We start from the raw sequence: 18,924 nt of genomic DNA on the forward strand, positions 1-18,924 counted from the left end.
GTTGGATTAGCTGTCTCGCGGAATCTGCAATACTTGGCCGATACGTACGTTGCCGTCGTTCATCGCATTGGCCATACGCAACGCCCGCATGCTGATGCCGTATTGCTGGGCTATGCCGGACAGCGTTTCGCCGCGGTTGATCACATGATGAGTCCCGGCATTGCTCGCCACCATGGTCGGGGCAGCATCCTGCTCTCTAGCCGCCAATACCGGTTTTTGCTCTGTTTTCGCTTTCGCCACCGGTTCTTTGTCATCCACATCCAACGCAGCCAGTTGCACGGCTTTGGATTTGCCGGAACGATTCAGCTGCGCCATCATCGTATCGGCCGGCGCATATTGTTTAAAGTGGCCCACTATCCCGCTAAACACAGCAGAAGCCATTTTGTTTTGATAGGCCTTGGTGTTCAAACGACGCTCTTCTTCCGGATTGGAAATGAAGGCGGTTTCCACCAAAATCGACGGGATCTCCGCAGACTTCAACACCACAAAGCCGGCTTTTTGCACCGCGCTTCTGTGCAGATGGCCGACGCTTTTCACGCTTTTCAGCACCTTGTTACCGACATTCTGACTCGCTTCTTTTGCGGCCTTGTTAGATAAGTCCATCAATACCGAGGTCAAGGTGTCATCCCTGTCCTCGCCGGCACCGCCGCCATCGACTGCGTTTTCGCTGGCTGCCAACCATCCCGCGCCAGCGCTGGAAGCGCCATTGCTGGCCAAGGTATAGACAGATGCGCCATGGGCCTGACTGTCGCTAAATGCATCGGCGTGGATGGACACGAACAAATCGGCTTTGGCGGCCCGGGCAATGCGGCGACGCTCGTTTAATTTCACAAAATAATCGCCGTCGCGAATCATCACCGCTTTCATGCCCGGCTGGCTGTTAACCATCCCTTGTAAACTCTTGGCAATCGCAAACACCACATCTTTTTCCTGAGTGCCGTTTGCGCCCTGAGCACCGACATCCTTACCGCCGTGGCCGGCATCGATGGCGACGATGATGTTACGACCTTTGGCTTTGGGGACGGATTTAACCGCGACAGGTTTGGCAATGGTCTCGGATTTCTTGCTGGGTTTATCGACTTTTTCGGCAACGGCAACCACTGGGGTAGCTGCCGGCTTTTCAGTTTTAAGCGCCGCAACCGGAGTAAACGCTCTTTCCGCTGGCTTGGCTGCCAACTGAGGTTGCACCGGCTGGTCTTTTGCCGCTAAATCGATCTGCAAATTCTTGCCGACCATCGCCACCTTGGCGTCCGCATCGGCTTTCAATTCAACGACGATACGCAAATCTTTGTTGTTCCGCATCGCGCTGCGGGCAAAGCCGAACAAAGGATGATCCGCGGCAGGTTGATTCAAACCCTGCGCCATTTTGGCATCGACAAAATCCACGACCAACCGGTTAGGACTTTTCAACACAAACGCATGATGCTTGACCGTGCTCGGCAAATTGACCAGCAGTTGATTGGCCGATGAATAAGTGACCGCACCCAGTTCAGTCTGAGCCGCGAATGCGGAAAACGTGGGCAATAACAAACCCCATATCCAGAAAATTTTAGACATCTGCTGCATACCCCACATTTCCACTAGTGACAACTTCGTTGAAATTATAGCAGTAGGTTATTGTTTTTCCAGTTTAGTTTTATATCGCTTAGCCGATTTTTTGCTAACACATTGATTTCAGCGGTACGTTGTTGCTGAAAATAATTCAACCTTACTTCCAGATCGGCCGTAGGCAAAAATCCCGCGCCCATCTGCGGCCATTCGATGCAGCACAACGCGTTTTGATTCAGATAATCGTCCATGCCCATCCATTCCAGCTCTTCCGGATCCCTCAACCGATACAAATCAAAATGAAACAAGCGCCGGCCGTTGACTTCGTATTCTTCAACCAAGGTGTAAGTCGGGCTTTTCACCGCGCCTTGATGACCGGCTGCGCGCAATAAGCCGCGCACCAGCGTGGTTTTGCCGGCACCCAATTCGCCGTACAAAAACAGCAGACATTTTTCCGGCAGGGCGTGCCAGAGCGCGGCCGCCAGCGCTTCGGTATCTTCAGGGGTTTCCAGAGTAATGTTCATTAATTCAATAATTTCCTGATTCGTGCCGGCAAATCGCCGGCCAGCAAGCCACGCTCACCAAATTCCAAAGCCAAACTGTCAGCCGCTTCGCCATGCACATAGACACCCAGCCGCGTCGCTTCATCCAAGCTCAAACCCTGCGCCAGCAAGCCGCCGATCAAACCTGACAACACATCGCCCATACCGCCGCTAGCCATGCCGGGGTTGCCGGTAGTGCCGACATAGACCGTGTCGTCGCAGGTAATCAAGGTCCCGGCGCCCTTTAACAAACAAGTGCCGCCGTATTGACTGTGCAAATCCGCCAACGCCGCAAAGCGGTCAGCGGAGATTTGCCCGGCGCTACAACCCAGCAAGCGCGCGGCTTCGCCGGGGTGTGGCGTTAATATCCAATTCGCGCGCCGCTTGGGTTGCAAGGACAACAGATTCAAGGCGTCGGCATCGATCACGCACTGCTTGTCAATGGCCAGCGCCGCGCCGAACATCTCCCTGGCCCAATCGTCCTGGCCCAGACCGGGCCCGATCACGATGACGCTGGCCTTCTCCAGCAAGGCATGTAGCGCTTCGCCGCATTCCACGCCGTGGCACATTAACTCCGACCTACCGATGTTGATCAACCCGCTATGCGATGCGCGGGTGGCGATGCTAACCAGACCGGCGCCGGAACGCAAGGCCGCCTCGCCCGCCAAACGTATCGCCCCGGTATAACCCAGATTGCCGCCAATCAACAACACATGCCCGAAACGACCTTTGTGAGCAACCCGTGCGCGGCGCGGCAAATCTAACTTTTCCAGCAACAGCGCAAACGGCGGCATCGCCGCCAACACAGCTGCGTCGATATCCAAGGAGCTGCAAATAATCTTGCCGCAATATTCGGCTGCTTCGCCGGTAAACAAGCCGCACTTCAAACCGATGAAGGTCACCGTCACATCAGCCTTGACTGCGCACCCAAGTACCGAGCCGGTGTAGGCGTGCAAGCCGGACGGCACATCCACCGCAATCACCGGACAGCCGGAGGCATTGATCGCCGCAATGGCTAACGCGTAATCTTGCCCGACCTCACGGCTCAAACCGATCCCGAACAAAGCATCGACTATTACACCTTGCAGCTTGGATTGCCCGGCTTCGAAGTCGCTGACACGTCCACCAGCCTGTAAAAAATCTTGATAGGCACTCAGAGCGTCACCCGGCAAACCGTCTGGATCGGCCAAGGCATAAACGCTTACCTGAAAATTGGCCTGCAAGGCAAGGGTCGCAACATCGTAACCGTCGCCGCCGTTATTGCCGGCGCCGCAAAACACTGTGACTGCTTGTTGTTCCGGCCAGCTCTGTCTTAACTGCTCGAATAGTGCGTAAGCAGCCCGGCGCATCAATTCCCGGCCCGGAATCCCCAATTCGTCGATCGCATAGCGCTCGACTTCGCGGATTTGGGCGGTGCAGTAGAGCTTGCTTGCGGGTGTTTGCATGGGGTGACCTTGGGAAAGTCGATAGGGTTTTTGTTACCAATCTTATCGGGATTACTTAAAGGGGTTGCGCCAACACCTATCGGCCAATTTCGGCTAACGAAATTTTGACCTTGGCAGACCACCATAGAATACATACCGGCTTTTCAGTTTAGCCAAAGTAATTGACTTCAATGTCTGAGAGCGTTTTGCACAACCTGGCAAGCAAATATCATGATGCGAAAAGGTTAAGAACGGAAAGCATTCATAATCCGGTCAGGTGCATATCCTGGTTTCACTCAAACTGGATGGATTGCCTGCCGGCAAATCTACCTAAAGTCCAATGTACTACCGTTTGGATAAAATCGACTCGGCGTTCACGGTTGATTTTCGCGGTACACGGTTAATATCTCGATGACGTCGCCGTTTAGACGGTAAACAAAGCTGTATTGCTGATAGACCACACGGCGAATGTTGTCACCAAACTCCGGCATCGGTGTACCCGACTCGGGAAACTGCACCAGCAAGGTATTCAGCCAATCTTCAAAGCGTTGCAGATAATCCAGCACAAAGCGCTGCGATAGGTTTTGCCGATAAAGATAGTCGGCTATTTCCGCCAAGCGCTGTCCGGCGCGCGGCGAAAAGACAATGCGGTACTCACTCATATTTCCGGCGAATGTCCTGCATCACCTCTTGCAGCGGCAGGCCTTCGCCAGCAGCCAATTGAGTAATCGACACGCCGATGTCCTGCTTGATTTTGCGATGCTGTACAAACTCGGCGAAGGCACTGGCAATAGACTGCTGATTATTGCCAAACAACTGCTGCAAACTGGCTTCCAGCTCAGGGTTATCGATTTCGATGTTTAACATAATGAAATCCAAAGATTTAGTTGCGGCATAATTCTCCAGGCCCATGACGTCCCAGCCGGTAAAGATTTTGTAAAGCATAACGCCAAACCATTGCATAGCCAATTCGGCAGAGAGACGGGGCGGGTTGTTCAACCCGCTCCAAACGTTTTACCAAACTTTCACACATTATTGAAACGTTCAGGACGGGTTTACAAATCCCGTCCTGCTCAGAGTGATGGCATTATTGAATTCGGGCGTAAGATCGATTTCAGATTAGACCAACTTACCAAGACCGGTTGCGGGGTACAAGCGTAACAACCCCCTTCATAAGCGTCGAACTGAATCTTGATGCCTTGGTCGGTAAATAGCCACCTTTCTGGGCGGATTACGATATTTTTGATCTCGGAATCCACCTTTTGTAATTGATTTTCTAGCGGCATCCAACCCTGGGCAGTAAGGGCTTCCCCAAACAGAATCTGCAATTTGTTCTGCCATTGGCCGTCCGCTATAAATATATCTTCAGCTTTCAGCGTTCGTTGTTCGGGGGAAACAATGAGATTTTGGCTTTCCGAGCTGAACAAACCATGCGGGGTGCCATGGCAATATTGACTCCAAGTCTGTAGCTTGCTGATAATTTGTTTGTTGGCGTAGCCGATTTCATAATCAGCATCGTAATCTCCATCGCTTTCGCAGTCACCCCCTTTAGGCAAAACGGTAACTTGTTGCTTATTCCAAGCTAATGCTTCTGCGGACTCGACATTGTCTATCTGTGGATAGGCAGCGTGTTTAGTGAAAAAACCTTCAGTGTTTCCAGTAGTATCAGTTGAATCAGTTACCTGTTGCGCCTCGTAAAGATCAATTCGATTGAAGCGGTAAGGACCAAAAGCCTGGCCTACTTTGGCAAGCTCATTTAATCGTTTCTTATATTGTAACGTCATGCAGGTTTCTGGCTCCCGTCGGCTGTTCGCCGATTTAGTCGGAGCATTCAGAGGACAAATTAGCGCAAGGTAACGTAGCCACCCGAGTTCCGCGCGTTGTAATAATTGAGCACCTTGTGGACTGAGGAGCAACTTTTTTTCCTGATAAACGCTACCTAGCTGACTATCTAGCGCAGACAGTTCTGGCCTACTGCATATGAAATGTTCGCGCGGCGTGTTAGCCCGCCAACAATCAAAACTTGCCGCGTGAACGGGTTCATGGATTATCCATATGAGGTTACTTATGAGTATTAACTCGGCAACTTTATGCACATTTAGGTTCATGATTTTAGCAGTCAGGATACGGGCTGTAGGCCGGGTAGGATAACGAGAAAAGAGCAGCTGTTTAATAAACGAGTTTAGTAGCATATCCACGCCTTCCAGGAGAGAAAATGTCTTTCGACAAAGAAAAATACGTCATCAGCCCGCTAGTAAAATATTCAATCTCGTTATCTTACCGCTGGCTCACCGGTTAGCCGCACAAACTGGACAAACTGCCGCCAATTGAACTAGAGGAAAGTAGCACCCACCGCAATTTCCCCCACGCACTACCGAGTCGATTATGCAACAATTACCCCACTAAATCGATATGGAGCAAAACCATGCGTCAGTTTCTGTTGATCATCGTGGCACTGATTGCGCTGAGCGGATGCGCATCGGAATCCTGCGATAAGGATGTCATCAACATCCTCAATCCCAATCAAACCAGTGCGAAATTGCTGATGGATTATGCCAAAACCGCCGTGTGTAAAACTGGCCCGGCAGGCGAAGCTAATCCGACAACATTAGACGAAGAGCGCAAGTTGGTGTTGATTTATGATCTGTATGCCAAAGCCAGAAGCTATGCGATTTTAAATAAAGTATTTTTCTGGCTCTCGCTGATTTCCGCGGTGGCGGTATTTCTGTGGCCGTCGCTAGGGGTGTTGATGAAAGACCGCCTGGGCGAGCGCGAATGGTATAAATCGGCGATTGTGCAAACCACCGTTACCGGCATCGCGGCGTTGATGTTCGCGTTTTACAGCCAATATAAAGACAAGCAAACCTACACGGAAAACCTGATGCGCTACGCAGTGTTTTCCGATAAGCCGGTGGCTGAATTGAGCCAGAAAGTGATCGAAGAAATCGGCAAAATCGATATTGGCTTTAGTTTTAGCGGGGTGTTTGACCAGAAGGAAGAAAAATAAGCGGAAGGCGCTAACCGCCGCTTTGTCGAAGTTGAAAAGATTCCGGTAGCCTTTTAATCGGGATCCACCACCATTTGAGCCCGCCATAGCCTCGTAGTTTAAGTTGGAACAGATGTCGGCGACTGGTTAAATGCCATCGTAAGACGGGCTATTGGACCCGTAACTTATCCTTGCGTTATGCGTAGCTTTTAAACGATATTGCACTCAAAACCTGCGCTAAACCATGAACCCGGAAAATCTCAGTACCCCGCTATCGCCAAAACCCGCGAGTCCCTCCGCCCGGCTTTATCTGTGGGTATTGTTGGCTATTGTTGCCGGCGGCGTGTTCGGTTATCTGGACGCCGAACATGCCGTGACGCTAAAACCCATCGGCGACGGCTTTATCAGCCTGATCAAGATGCTGATTGGCCCAGTGGTATTTTGCACCATCGTGCTGGGCATCGCCGGCGCCGATGATATGAAAAAAGCCGGGCGAGTTGGGGTAAAAGCCTTGCTGTATTTCGAGATTGTCTCGACTTTCGCGCTGGCGCTGGGCGTGCTGGTGGCCAATCTGCTCAAGCCTGGCCAAGGCTTTAACGTCGATCCGGCCACGCTGGATGCGCAGGCGGTGTCCGGCTACGTGAAACAAGCCAACCAGCAAAGTACCGCCGATTTTCTGCTGCATATCATCCCCAAAACCTTCACCGATGCCTTCACCGGTTCCGGCGATTTGCTGCAAGTATTGCTGGTAGCGGTACTTTTCGGCTTTGCCTTGCAACAAATGGGCAGCGCCGGCAGATCGGTGTATGTGTTTATAGAGGAATGCTCACATATCTTTTTTGCAATGATGAATGTGATCATGAAACTGGCGCCGTTCGGTGCCGGCACGGCGATGGCGTTTACCATCGGCAAATACGGTGTCGCCGCCTTAAAACCGCTGGCTGCGCTGATGGGTAGTTTTTATCTGACCTGCGCTTTGTTCATCGTCTTGATACTGGGCAGTATCGCCGCGCTGACCGGCTTCAATATTTTTCGACTGCTGCGTTATATCAAGGAAGAAATGCTCTTGGTACTGGGCACCTCATCATCCGAATCGGCGCTGGTGCCGCTGATGACTAAGCTGGAAAAACTGGGCTGCTCCCGCTCGGTGGTGGGTTTGGTGATACCGTCCGGCTACTCGTTCAATCTGGACGGCACCAATATTTATCTGACCATGGCCGCGTTGTTTGTCGCTCAGGCCCTGAATGTCGATTTAAGCCTGAGCCAGCAATTGACACTGTTATTGGTAGCGATGTTGACTAGCAAAGGTGCTTCTGGCGTCACCGGCGCTGGCTTTATCACGCTGGCGGCAACCCTAGCGGTGGTGCCGGCAGTGCCGGTCGCGGCTCTTTCGTTAATCCTGGGGATAGACCGCTTTATGTCCGAAGCGCGGGCCTTAACCAACATCGTCGGTAATGCGGTGGCGACGATAGTGGTGTCGCATTCGGAAGGCGAGCTGGATAGGGAAAAAATGCAGGCACAGTTGCGGCCAGATCTGTCAACTCAAGGTTTCTAAACCCAGCAAGCGTAAGCCTTGACGCTGCCGATAGCCAATCACCGGCATGATGTTTTGTGCCAAAAGATTGTTTGCTTGCGCTTCGTTCAACACTACTTCCGTAGCCGCCTGTAATACCTGCTCGCCGTCCAAATCGTAGCTAAACGCCGGCACATCGGCAAAAAAGAATTGCTCTGCTGTCGCTTCATCCTGAGCAGCTCTCAACAAAACCCTAGTCGCCAAAAAGGCCGGATTCCCCCATAGCAATTCATCGGTCTGCGGAACAGTGTCGCATTCTTCAAACGCAAAGGTTTCCAGCGGTTCGCGTTTGCTGCCGTAAGGCAAACGCATCAGCACACGCGGATAAACCAGAATTACGCTGTCTGCCGCGATTTCCTGACGATATGCCAACCAATCCGACGCGTTCTGCAAAGCCCCGACCACCAAACCGTTTCCAGCGGAGGCCAGAAAACCCGCTCCACATTTTGCAGCTAATTCGGCACAAAAACCCAGCAAAGCCTTGTCCTCCGCATTGTCGGAAAACACATAATCAGCCACGAACAATACGTCCTGCTCGCCGTCGCCGGTTTGAATATGTTGTTGCAAACGCTGGACCACGCTCTCGCCGCCTTTTTCCAACTCTGCCAGCAACTGGGCTTGGCTAATATCCAGCAAATAAAGCTGTTGTGCGTCGGCGGCTTCTTCGTGCACCAAGCCATCTGTTGCTCGCCACAAGGCTTCCAGTGCTTGAAAGTCCTGCCGGTGCAATAAGGCTTTCACAAGCTGCGCCGTCGCGGTGTCGATCAAATCGATTAAAGCCCGATGCTGCGGGTTGGCGTCCTTGGCGACATGCGGTTCCACAATTTGTTTCAACAAACTATCCAAAGAGTCGGACGCAGCGACTGCGCCTTCCGGCTTTTTACCCAACAAACGCTCCAGCATATCGTCCTGGCTTTCCGTGGCAGGAGCAGGTGCGACCGGATCGACCACAGCTACCGCCGGAAAAAACGCCTGAATTTTTGCCGCCGCCTGTGCCGCGGTATTGGGATTGCCCAGTTCGGATTTTAAAATCCGCAAATCGGCCAACAGTTTTATTTTTCCTAACCAGGCATCGGGGTTAAAATCCTCCAACGTCGCAAATTGCAAGCTGATACCGGGGCTGACTTCCAGCGCTGGCAGGATTTGCGCCATCACTTGCTCGAAGTTATCGACATCGATTTTGCGGATTTTACTTTGCTCCCAGGGCGCGGAGGCACCGGAAAAATTTCCGAACACATAAACCCGATAGCTACTGTCGCCGCCGCCGGTCTTGGCGGTTTTTCCCGCGTTAAAACCCATCGTAAAATCAATTCTGCCTGACATGTTTTCTCCTCGCGCGTTCAACGCTTTACCATCAACAGTAGCAGAGCAAGCCCCGTCCAACAAGCCAACCGGTTTTTCCGGATAGCGGTATGCTTATAGCTGTCAGTCCAACAGGTGAGAGCAATGAGCCACGCCAACCGTTTAGCCGAACTGCGCCAGCATATCAATCAAGTCTTTACGCAAGCAGAACCGCAAGCCATCTCCGGCCTAATCGCTACGCTGGGAGATTACGATAGTCAGGCCATCAGCGCGTGTTCGCAGGCATTGATAGAAGCGGTGCGCGCCAAGCACAAACAGCCCGGCATTTTCAAAGCCTTTTTGTATGAATACAGCCTTAATAGCGATGAAGGCATCGTGTTGATGAGCATCGCCGAAGCCTTGCTGCGGATACCCGACAGCGATACACAAAACCTGTTCTTGCGCGACAAACTGGCCGATGCCGACTGGTATAGTCACTGGCTGCACAGTGATTCAGTAGCGGTCAATCTGGCTAGCAGCGCGTTGTGGGTGAGCGGCAAAATGGAAGCGCTGGTTCAACAACGGGTTTTCGCTGGCGTGTTAAGCCGGCTGGGCGAGCCGCTGATCCGCACAGCCATCAAGCAAGCCATGCAGCAAATGGCCGAGCATTTCGTGATCGCAGAAGATATAACAAGCGCTATAGCACAAGGTGGTCGCAACCCTGCCTACCGCTATTCCTTCGATATGCTCGGCGAAGCGGCCTTGACCGAAGAGGATGCTGAGCGCTATTTCGCGGCCTATCGCCAGGCAATTGAAACGCTGGCCGAATCTGCTAACGCGGATTTATTTGCCAACCCCGGCATTTCCATCAAGCTCTCGGCACTTTATCCACGGTATGAACCCTTGCAGCATCGCTGCGCAGTGCCGGCAATCAGCAGCAAGCTGTTGGCCTTGGCCAAGCTGGCCCGCGCCGCGAATATTTCCGTGACTGTCGATGCGGAAGAAGCCGAAAGGCTGGACATGTCTTTGGATATTTTCGCGGCGGTATTTAACGATATGGCACTGGCCGGCTGGCCGGGTTTTGGTTTGGCGGTGCAGGCTTACCAAAAACGCGCCGTGGCAGTGATCGATTGGCTGGCGGTATTGGCCGAAACACAGCAGCGTATCATCCCCATTCGCTTGGTGAAAGGCGCCTACTGGGATAGCGAAATCAAGCGCGCCCAGGAAAACGGCTGGGACGATTACCCGGTATTTACCCGCAAGGCCGCCACCGACTTGTCTTATCTGGCTTGCGCCAGACTGATCCTGTCAAAGCCGCAGGCGTTTTATCCGCAATTTGCCACGCATAACGCCTACAGCGTAGCGGCGATTTGCGAGTTTGGCAAAGGCCATCCGGGATTTGAATTCCAGCGCCTGCACGGTATGGGTAGCGGTTTGTATGACGAGTTGTTAAATCAGCGCCCTATCAAATGCCGAGTGTACGCACCGGTCGGCAATTACCGGGATTTGTTGCCTTATCTGGTCAGACGCTTACTGGAGAACGGCGCGAATACCTCGTTCATCAATCAAATCGAAAATCCGGCACTTAGCTCGGCTATGCTGTCCGGCGATCCGTCGGCTCAGTTAAATCAAGTCGATTCTGAACCGTTGGCTGTACCCAGCGAGTTATTTGGCGCGCAACGCCGGAATTCGCAGGGGCTGAATTTGAGTAATCCTGAGGTATTGCAGCAGTTGCAACAGGACTTGGCCGCAATGTCCGACCACAAATTGCAAGCTGCGCCAATGGTCGCCGGTCGGCAAACTCCTGGCGAACCGCATCCTGTTTATAGTCCGCATGACCGACATAGACTGGTTGGCGAAGTGGTATTCAGTTCCCAAAGTGATATAGAACAAGCCTTGCAACAAGCAGCCAGCGCGTTCAATGACTGGCGTTTATGCCCAGTCGCAACCCGCGCCGGGTATCTGCGTAAAGCAGCGGACTTATTGGAACAGCAGCGCCTGGAAATGGTGGCGCTGTGCATCCGCGAAGGCGGTCGAACCCTGCTCGACGCGCTGGCAGAGGTGCGGGAAGCGGTCGATCTCTGCCGCTATTATGCGGCCTGCGCAGTCGAGCAATTCGCTCAGCCCCAGCAACTGCCAGGCCCCACCGGCGAAGATAATCAGTTGCTTCAGATCGAACGCGGCGTGTTTGTCTGTATTAGCCCATGGAATTTTCCGATTGCAATTTTCATCGGCCAAATCGCCGCTGCGCTGGCGGCCGGCAATACCGTGATCGCCAAACCGGCTTTGCAGACTTCGTTAACAGGCATGGCTTGCCTACGCCTGTTGCATAGCGCCGGGGTCCCGGAACAGGTATTGCAGTTTTTACCCGGCGACGGCGCTGAGATTGGCCGGCACTTGTTGAGTGACGAACGCGTCTCCGGCGTCGCGTTTACCGGCTCCGTCGCCACCGCGCAGCACATCAACCGGCAACTGGCGAATCGTAGCTGCGCCATCGCCAGCTTGATTGCCGAAACCGGTGGGCAAAACGTGATGATCGCCGATAGCTCCGCGCATCAGGAACAACTGGTCGCGGACGCCTTGCTATCGGCGTTTAACAGCGCCGGCCAACGCTGCTCGGCGTTGCGGGTATTGTTTCTGCCGGAGGCTATCGCCGACAGCGTCATCGCCCGCTTAATCGGTGCGATGCGCTTGCTCCGGCTTGGCTCGCCAATGGATATAGCCACCGACGTCGGCCCTATCATTGATAGACACGCCTTAGCCAAACTACTGAACCACATCGAAAAGCTTAAACACGAAGCCAAGCTGTTGTATCAATTGCCCATACCTCCCAATCTGGCAGACGGCTGCTTTTTTTCACCCACGTTGGCGGAAATACCGGCACTATCCTTCCTTGACCACGAAGTGTTCGGCCCCATCCTGCATATTGTCCGTTACCAAGCCAACGAGCTGGCAAAAGTGGTCGAAGCCATCAATGCCAGCGGCTACGGCTTGACGCTGGGTATTCACAGCCGCATCAACGCCAATATGCGTTACATCCAGCAACACGCGCGGGTCGGCAACATTTACATCAATCGCAACATGATAGGCGCAGTAGTCGGCGTGCAGCCGTTCGGCGGCATGGGCTTATCCGGCACCGGCCCGAAAGCCGGCGGCCCCCACTACTTGCAACGCTTCGCCAACGAACAAACCGTCACCACCAACCTCACCGCCATCGGCGGCAATCCTTGGTTGTTGCGGAAATAAACGTGGATTTTATGGCCTCGGTTCGCGAAATTTGGATTCCGCACCCTGCTAGATAGTGTAATTTTACAAAAATCGTTGTTAGTTTCTGCCTTTGAAGCCGAAAACTTCTAGTGTTAGTCTAGTAGCACAACCGGGTATGTCCCACTATCTCTCCATATCAATCAAAGCTTGGCGCTTATGTCCAAAGAAAACAAATCCTCGCTGATTTCGCCAAACGTATTAAGTTTGCTCTTGATCATTCTGGGTGGCAGCCTGTTCGTCGGTCAAAGCCCCTTCAACGATTCCAGACCTAACAAAGCACCGATACCGCAGCAGCAAGCAGGGTTTAAATCGGACGTGGACGCGCGTTTGTGGCAAGACCCATTCGAAGCCATTGCCAACCAAAATTTAAACCGCGAGAATTATCAGCAATATAAAAACACTGAAGAAGTGATAAAAACCGTTCAAAAGCAGTTGGGTGAATTACGCGACACGCGGCAAATTGTGATGGCCACTCTGATGCCGAATGGTCACTATCAGGAAGACGTAGAAACCCGCCGGCGTATCCGCTATGCGGTGCTGTCCGGACTGACAGCCGACCAAAACAACGAGTATGCGCCTAGTGACGCTGAGCATATTGGCTACGTCAATTACCGGCTTAACGATACCAGTACCTTAATCGCCTTCGAATCTCTGGTGTGGAAACCCAATCCAGTGTACTCACTTCGGGATGACGATAAACATCCGCCGATCTTAGTGTTATACCTGGACAACAAGCTGTTCGGCTATCAGCCGCTGCGCGACTTGTTCCAGAATCTCCGCAAGATTTATCTGAAAAACAGTCAATTCAATCTGGAATTCAATGTGCTGGGGCCGGCGACGTCTGACGAATTGCAAACCATGGCTCGGGCGGTCAAGCAGGCCGCTAAATCCGATGGAAAGCCCTTATTTCGAATATATTCGCCTCGAGCGACCGTCGATGAAGGTAAATTGCTGTTTGGCGCCAGGACTCCAGACACGAATGAACCCAGCAATTTGACCCAGCATTTCGGAGACGGCCTGCCTTTTATTCGTACAACCGCAACCGACAGCCAGTTAGCCACGGCCTTGAGTAAGGAATTGGCACTACGCGGCGTCCGAATCGGCAACCGCGCCAACTTGGCTAATTCCACTAAGCACGTGGTATTGATTTCCGAAACCGAATCATTGTATGCCTACCATATAGGCACCACATTTGCGGATGCCTTGGTTAAAACGGCTATGAACGGAGAAAATCCGGTTACGGATTGCAATGGCCAACCAACCCCAAAATCAGACTGCCTGCGCCGATACATACACCAATACACTTATTTTCGCGGATTGGACGGCAAAACGCTGCGGGGCCAAAGCTCATCGAGTACCGCTACCAAATCCGGCGACAATGAATCCGGAAGTTCCTCCGATACATCGAAAGCCATGGAACATGCTGACGGCGATAGTCAATTCGACTACATGCGCCGGCTGACCAATCAGATCCAAGACATAGAAGAGAAGCTTGAAGACAGCAACCACAGCATTGGCGCCATCGGCATCCTAGGTAGCGATGTCTACGACAAGCTTTTGGTTTTACAAGCTCTACACGCGAAGTTTCCGGACATTTGGTATTTCACGAACGTCATGGATGCCCGGTTTTTACACCCCGATCAAAACGAGTGGGCGCGGAACCTGATTGTGGTATCCAGTTTCGGCTTACAACTGCCACAGGAATTGCAACACGGCATTCCGCCATTCCGCGACAGTTACCAAACCGCCTATTTTTTAGCCGCGCAAATGGCATTATGGGACTCCAATCCCACTTCCTCTGAGCCGACTTCGGTAACGGAAATATGCAATACCATAGACAGTCAAATCGTATTAGACCAAACAGTGTTCAGTCACCCAGCGATACACGAAATCGGTCGTACCAAGGCGTTCCCGCTCAGCCATGCGAATTCCGAACCTCAAACCAGACGTAAGGATTGCAAAGTGCTTGGCCCTATGGCCAGATTTATCCAGGCAGCCGGCAACACTAGGGATAAGGCCCAAAGAATGGACATCGAGCAGCAACCATTATTAGCGGATCAACCCTTTTTAAAGTTTTTCCGCATCGCGCTGAAAATTCTAATCTGCGCCTTGTTGTTTGCCTGCCTGTGGCTTTATTTTCATCGCAAAATAAATATCGCGGATGCTGCCAAACTGCCGATAGAAGTCAGCGTACTAAGTTTGCAACGAACTTGGCTGCTGTTTTGTCTGCTAGTGGGTTGCGGACTAACGGCATTCGTGCTGAACACTGAACAGACCGAACCTATAGCGCTAATAGAGGGTGTCAGCATGTGGACAACTGAGGCGATCCGATTCGCGGCACTGGTGACTACGGTGTTTTGGGTAATCGAAACCGTCAAGTTTCCGCGGTTATTTTGGGAACGGCTGAATTTCAGCGGTAAGTTTGGTGTGTCTGCTGATAATCGTTGCCATGCGCATGATCAATCATTACAAAGACGACTTGAACGAAACTTGAGTATGGGTAGAGTTGGCATCTTGACGCTAGCAGCCTGGCTACTCACCTTTGCCATAATTCTGTCACTGGGTGTACCGTTTACACCTTATCGTGGCGAGTTTGTCTATCACCTTGACTTTATATTGTTACGATTGGTGCTAGTCCCGACCTATTTGTTTTTGATGATTAGCGTCACCGAAGCAGCGCAAGCGATCATCCAGTTTATCCGCTCCATCCCACGTGCCGAGCCCTGGCCGGTATCGATGACGGAAGAATATCGCGCCACGCTGAATATTGATAATGCTTACCTGCAGGATTGGGTGACGATCCGTCTAGTGGGCGATATGACGCAACAAGCCAGCCGCCTGATCTCTTACCCGCTATTCGCTGCGGCCCTTATGGTGTTGGCACGAATGAGTTATTTTGATAACTGGCATACACCGCCCGGATTGTTGATCGTGATCGGCGTTTGCATCGCCTATTTGTTCTATTGTGATTTTCGCCTAAAAGCAGTGGCGGATAAAACCGAACACGAATCTCTGAAAAATCTGCGCCGCCTGTCCATAGCCAATCAAGGTAACGCCGACAACCCTCCACTAGCCGGCAAACTGGCAAGTCTGTCTGACTTGGCTGAACGCTATGCCGAGGACACTTATAAGCCTTTTGTACAACGCCCCATTTTTCAGGGCGTGTTGTTAATCATTATGGCCGCCGCCATCGGCTACACCGACTACTTATCGATCGTGCTGAAGGTGCTTGGCTAACAGGGCAATTCCATTTTAGACCGTTAGCATCTCCGGCAAGAGGACCTACGCGATTGAATTTCGTATAAAAAAATGCGATGGTGGTACCGTAAATCCAGCGTTAGTAAGATATTGGCTTAAGCTCGCTTAAGTCTTTTTATAGACACCTGACAACCCAGAGAACCGCCTATGCTCGCTACCAAACGCTACGAATATTTACCCATCGATCAGATTGAATTTCATCACACGCTCACCAACCATAGAGAACTGGATCGGGCCAAGGTCGCGCATCTGGAAAAAGACATCGTGGTCAATGGCTTGTTCGAGCCACTGGTGGTTTGGGAGCGTAACAACCGCGAATATTATCTGGTAGGCGGCTTTCATCGCATGGAGGCCATTCAAGGCATCCGCCGCGCCAATCCCGGCTATTTCGATAGAGTGGACGTCAGAATCGTCACCGGCGACCCGGATGAAATCAAGGCGCTGAATCTAAAACTGAATTCCGACCGCGTCGACACCCGCATCACCGATTATTTCCAGACCGTCATTTACTTGAACAATGCCAACTGGTCCAGGGAGCGCATCGCCGAATTCTTCGACAAAAGTGTCAGCTGGATCGACGATATCATTCGCTACGCACCGCTGACCACAGAAACAATGCGCGAAAAACTGGCCGGCGGCGAGCTGTCCTGGGCCAGGGCACGCGACATCTTGCGTAAAGCCTTAAACGCACCGCCCGGCAACGAAAAAGACATTATCGAAAGCGAACTGTCCCGACCCGCGCAGCCCGTTGCCAAACCCCTACCCTTCCATACAACGATCAAACGTTTATCCAGCTCGGTTAAAGCCGATCCCAAACGCACGTTTAAAGTCAGCACCCAGGATATTTACGCCTTGGTGCTGACCTTGCGCGGCAAAAACGTCGATCAGGAGGCCATCGAACGGGTGCGTAAAGCCTTTCCTATTTTGTGGGACGATGAATAGTTCGATAACAGGAAACTAGCCATTCCTGAATTGTCATAAAACCATTCGCCCGCGTCAGCTAAGATAAGTTTGACTGGAACAATCCTCCGCTTAGCGAATCATAAGCGGGGGAAACTTTGGGAAATTCAATGCTGAAATAATGTGTTAGCAATGAAAAATCTTATTTTGAAAATAGTGAACGCTCGCAAACCGTATCGGAAACGCATGCCGCCGTTGGCTGGCGTATTGCTGCTCTCGCTGAGCGGCTGTATGCCGATGAGCTATCCACCCGGCGCTAAGACCAATACCGCGCAGCTGGGCGAGAATACTTTTCTAACCGAAGACGGCGCCAGTCTACCGCTACGCCGCTGGCTGCCCGACACCGAACCCAACGCAGTGATCATTGCGCTGCACGGCTTTAACGATTACAGCCACTTCTTCGATGCGCCGGGCAATTATTTCAGCAAACTCGGCATAGCCTGTTTCGCTTACGACCAACGCGGTTTCGGCGCAGCACCGCAGCGTGGGCTGTGGGCGGGCAGCGAGGCTTACGCACAGGATTTAAAACAATTAACCCGCCTGCTGAAACAGCGCTACCCGAACAAACCGCTTTACCTACTGGGCGAAAGCATGGGCGGCGCGATTGTGATTACCGCCGTGCAGCAGGACGATATGCCGGATGTGGCCGGCATCATCCTCGCCGCGCCGGCGCTATGGGCCAGGTCGACCATGCCTTGGTATCAAACCAGTTTGTTATGGACGCTGGCGCATAGTCTGCCCTGGCTAACCTTGACCGGTAGCGGGCTGGAGATCATGCCGTCGGATAATATCGACATGCTGCGGGCGATGGGCCGCGATCCGATGGTGATCAAGGCCACCCGCGTGGAAACGGTATACGGCTTAACCAACCTGATGGACGCCGCGTTCGACAGCGCCGGCTCGCTGCGGGCGCATACGCTGATGCTGTACGGCGAGAAAGACGAAGTCATCCCCAAGGAGCCGACTTACGCTTTCTTGCAGCAAATGTTGACCACCGATACAGCAGAAAAAACCGTGGCTATTTACCAGAACGGTTACCACATGCTGCTCCGCGACCTACAAGCCCCTACCGCCTGGCAGGACATAGTGGCCTGGATTAAATCCGGCCCGAACCAGCTGCCTTCCGGTGCGGACAGCCGCGCCCGGCAATTGTTGAGTAAGGGCTAAAGCCTTTTTTACCGGCAGACGCGCGCGGAGTGTGTCGGCCAAAAGTCAGTAAGCGCTTTTGGGGCGATGGCATCGAAACTGTTAAACTGCGACGCAGTTTATTAACCTAGCCCTTAGATCCCCCACTATCCATGCTCCGCATCATCTCCGTCAATCTAAACGGCATTCGTTCGGCAACCAGAAAAGGTTTTTACGACTGGTTAGACACCCAAAATCCAGACTTCGTCTGCCTACAAGAACTCAAAGCCCAGGCCGGCGATATGACAGCCGAGATGCTGACTCCGAAAGGTCTACACGGTTATTTTCATTATGCTGAAAAGAAAGGCTACAGCGGCGTAGGCATCTACAGCAAACAGCCGGCAGATGCAGTAATAGCAGGCTTAGGGCATGCCGACATCGATAGCGAGGGCCGCTATCTGGAAGTGCAAGTCGGTAATCTATCGGTCATTTCCCTGTATCTACCGTCCGGCTCCAGCAGCGAGGAGCGGCAAACGGTCAAATACAGCGTGATGGAGCGCTTCAACCCGCATCTTGCCGAACTGAAAGCCAGCGGCCGGGAAGTAGTAATTTGCGGTGACTGGAATATCGCCCACAAAGAAGCCGATTTGAAAAACTGGCGCGGCAATCAGAAAAACTCCGGTTTTTTACCGGCGGAAAGGGCCTGGATGACCCAAGTTTACGATGAGTTGGGCTGGGTGGACGTCTATCGCCGTCTGCATCCAGACGCTACCGACGCCTGCTACACCTGGTGGAGCAATCGCGGCCAGGCTTGGGCCAAGAATGTCGGTTGGCGCATCGATTATCAAGTCGCCACGCCGGGCATTGCCAGCCGAGCGCAGTCAACCAGCATTTTTAAAGAGCAACGCTTCAGCGACCATGCGCCGTTGATCGTCGATTACGCTGACTAGTCGCCAATCG

14 protein-coding genes are annotated in these 18,924 nt (G+C 52.5%); 7 read left to right on the forward strand and 7 right to left on the reverse strand.

The window, feature by feature from the left end; genetic code table 11:
• Positions 1-6: 6 nt before the first annotated feature.
• The 6 genes from ACR64Q_RS13555 to ACR64Q_RS13580 all read right to left on the reverse strand — a co-directional run bounded on the left by ACR64Q_RS13555 (position 7) and on the right by ACR64Q_RS13580 (position 5,298).
• On the reverse strand, positions 7-1,557 hold the full coding sequence (locus tag ACR64Q_RS13555; protein ID WP_313732192.1) for an N-acetylmuramoyl-L-alanine amidase: 1,551 nt from the start codon (positions 1,555-1,557) through the stop codon (positions 7-9).
• A 44-nt stretch (positions 1,558-1,601) separates the two neighbouring features.
• Positions 1,602-2,072, reverse strand: a complete 471-nt coding sequence (gene tsaE / locus ACR64Q_RS13560; protein ID WP_313732191.1) for a tRNA (adenosine(37)-N6)-threonylcarbamoyltransferase complex ATPase subunit type 1 TsaE — start codon at positions 2,070-2,072, stop codon at positions 1,602-1,604.
• Positions 2,072-3,535 carry an NAD(P)H-hydrate dehydratase gene (locus ACR64Q_RS13565; protein ID WP_313732190.1) on the reverse strand — a complete coding sequence of 488 codons (1,464 nt, stop codon included), beginning with the start codon at positions 3,533-3,535 and terminating at the stop codon, positions 2,072-2,074. The genes tsaE and ACR64Q_RS13565 overlap by 1 nt, the downstream gene beginning before the upstream one ends.
• 353 nt (positions 3,536-3,888) lie before the next feature.
• Positions 3,889-4,176, reverse strand: coding sequence for a type II toxin-antitoxin system RelE/ParE family toxin (locus ACR64Q_RS13570; protein WP_313732189.1), 288 nt, complete (start codon positions 4,174-4,176; stop codon positions 3,889-3,891).
• Positions 4,169-4,513, reverse strand: a complete 345-nt coding sequence (locus ACR64Q_RS13575) for a hypothetical protein (protein WP_313732188.1) — start codon at positions 4,511-4,513, stop codon at positions 4,169-4,171. The genes ACR64Q_RS13570 and ACR64Q_RS13575 overlap by 8 nt, the downstream gene beginning before the upstream one ends.
• Positions 4,514-4,587: 74 nt before the next feature.
• Positions 4,588-5,298: a hypothetical protein gene (locus ACR64Q_RS13580; protein ID WP_313732187.1), complete on the reverse strand. Its 711-nt coding sequence runs from the start codon at positions 5,296-5,298 to the stop codon at positions 4,588-4,590.
• Between the two features lie 641 nt (positions 5,299-5,939).
• Here ACR64Q_RS13580 and ACR64Q_RS13585 point away from each other — a divergent pair.
• Entirely contained in the window at positions 5,940-6,521 is a 582-nt protein-coding gene (locus tag ACR64Q_RS13585; protein WP_313732186.1) for a lipoprotein, read from the forward strand.
• A 223-nt stretch (positions 6,522-6,744) separates the two neighbouring features.
• Positions 6,745-8,055: a C4-dicarboxylate transporter DctA gene (dctA, locus tag ACR64Q_RS13590; RefSeq protein ID WP_313732185.1), complete on the forward strand. Its 1,311-nt coding sequence runs from the start codon at positions 6,745-6,747 to the stop codon at positions 8,053-8,055.
• Here the strand turns inward: dctA and ACR64Q_RS13595 are convergent.
• Positions 8,038-9,396, reverse strand: a complete 1,359-nt coding sequence (locus ACR64Q_RS13595; protein WP_313732184.1) for a type VI secretion system contractile sheath domain-containing protein — start codon at positions 9,394-9,396, stop codon at positions 8,038-8,040. The two genes, dctA and ACR64Q_RS13595, sit on opposite strands and share 18 nt — an antisense overlap.
• A gap of 123 nt (positions 9,397-9,519) precedes the next feature.
• Here ACR64Q_RS13595 and putA point away from each other — a divergent pair, with 123 nt between their 5' ends.
• The 5 genes from putA (at position 9,520) to ACR64Q_RS13620 (ending at position 18,914) form a co-directional block, all read left to right on the forward strand.
• The gene (gene putA, locus ACR64Q_RS13600) at positions 9,520-12,600 is read left to right on the forward strand and encodes a bifunctional proline dehydrogenase/L-glutamate gamma-semialdehyde dehydrogenase PutA (RefSeq protein ID WP_313732183.1); all 3,081 of its coding nucleotides are present in this window, start codon (positions 9,520-9,522) and stop codon (positions 12,598-12,600) included.
• A gap of 177 nt (positions 12,601-12,777) precedes the next feature.
• Positions 12,778-15,858 (forward strand): hypothetical protein, encoded by a 3,081-nt coding sequence (locus tag ACR64Q_RS13605; protein WP_313732182.1) that lies wholly within the window; start codon positions 12,778-12,780, stop codon positions 15,856-15,858.
• Between the two features lie 168 nt (positions 15,859-16,026).
• Positions 16,027-16,821 (forward strand): ParB/RepB/Spo0J family partition protein, encoded by a 795-nt coding sequence (locus tag ACR64Q_RS13610; RefSeq protein WP_313732181.1) that lies wholly within the window; start codon positions 16,027-16,029, stop codon positions 16,819-16,821.
• Between the two features lie 204 nt (positions 16,822-17,025).
• Entirely contained in the window at positions 17,026-18,006 is a 981-nt protein-coding gene (locus ACR64Q_RS13615) for an alpha/beta hydrolase (protein WP_409521187.1), read from the forward strand.
• Positions 18,007-18,137: 131 nt separating this feature from the next.
• Complete coding sequence (locus tag ACR64Q_RS13620) at positions 18,138-18,914, forward strand: exodeoxyribonuclease III (protein WP_313732179.1); 777 nt, start codon at positions 18,138-18,140, stop codon at positions 18,912-18,914.
• Positions 18,915-18,924 lie beyond the last annotated feature (10 nt).

The organism is Methylomonas sp. 2F7, from assembly GCF_057126975.1.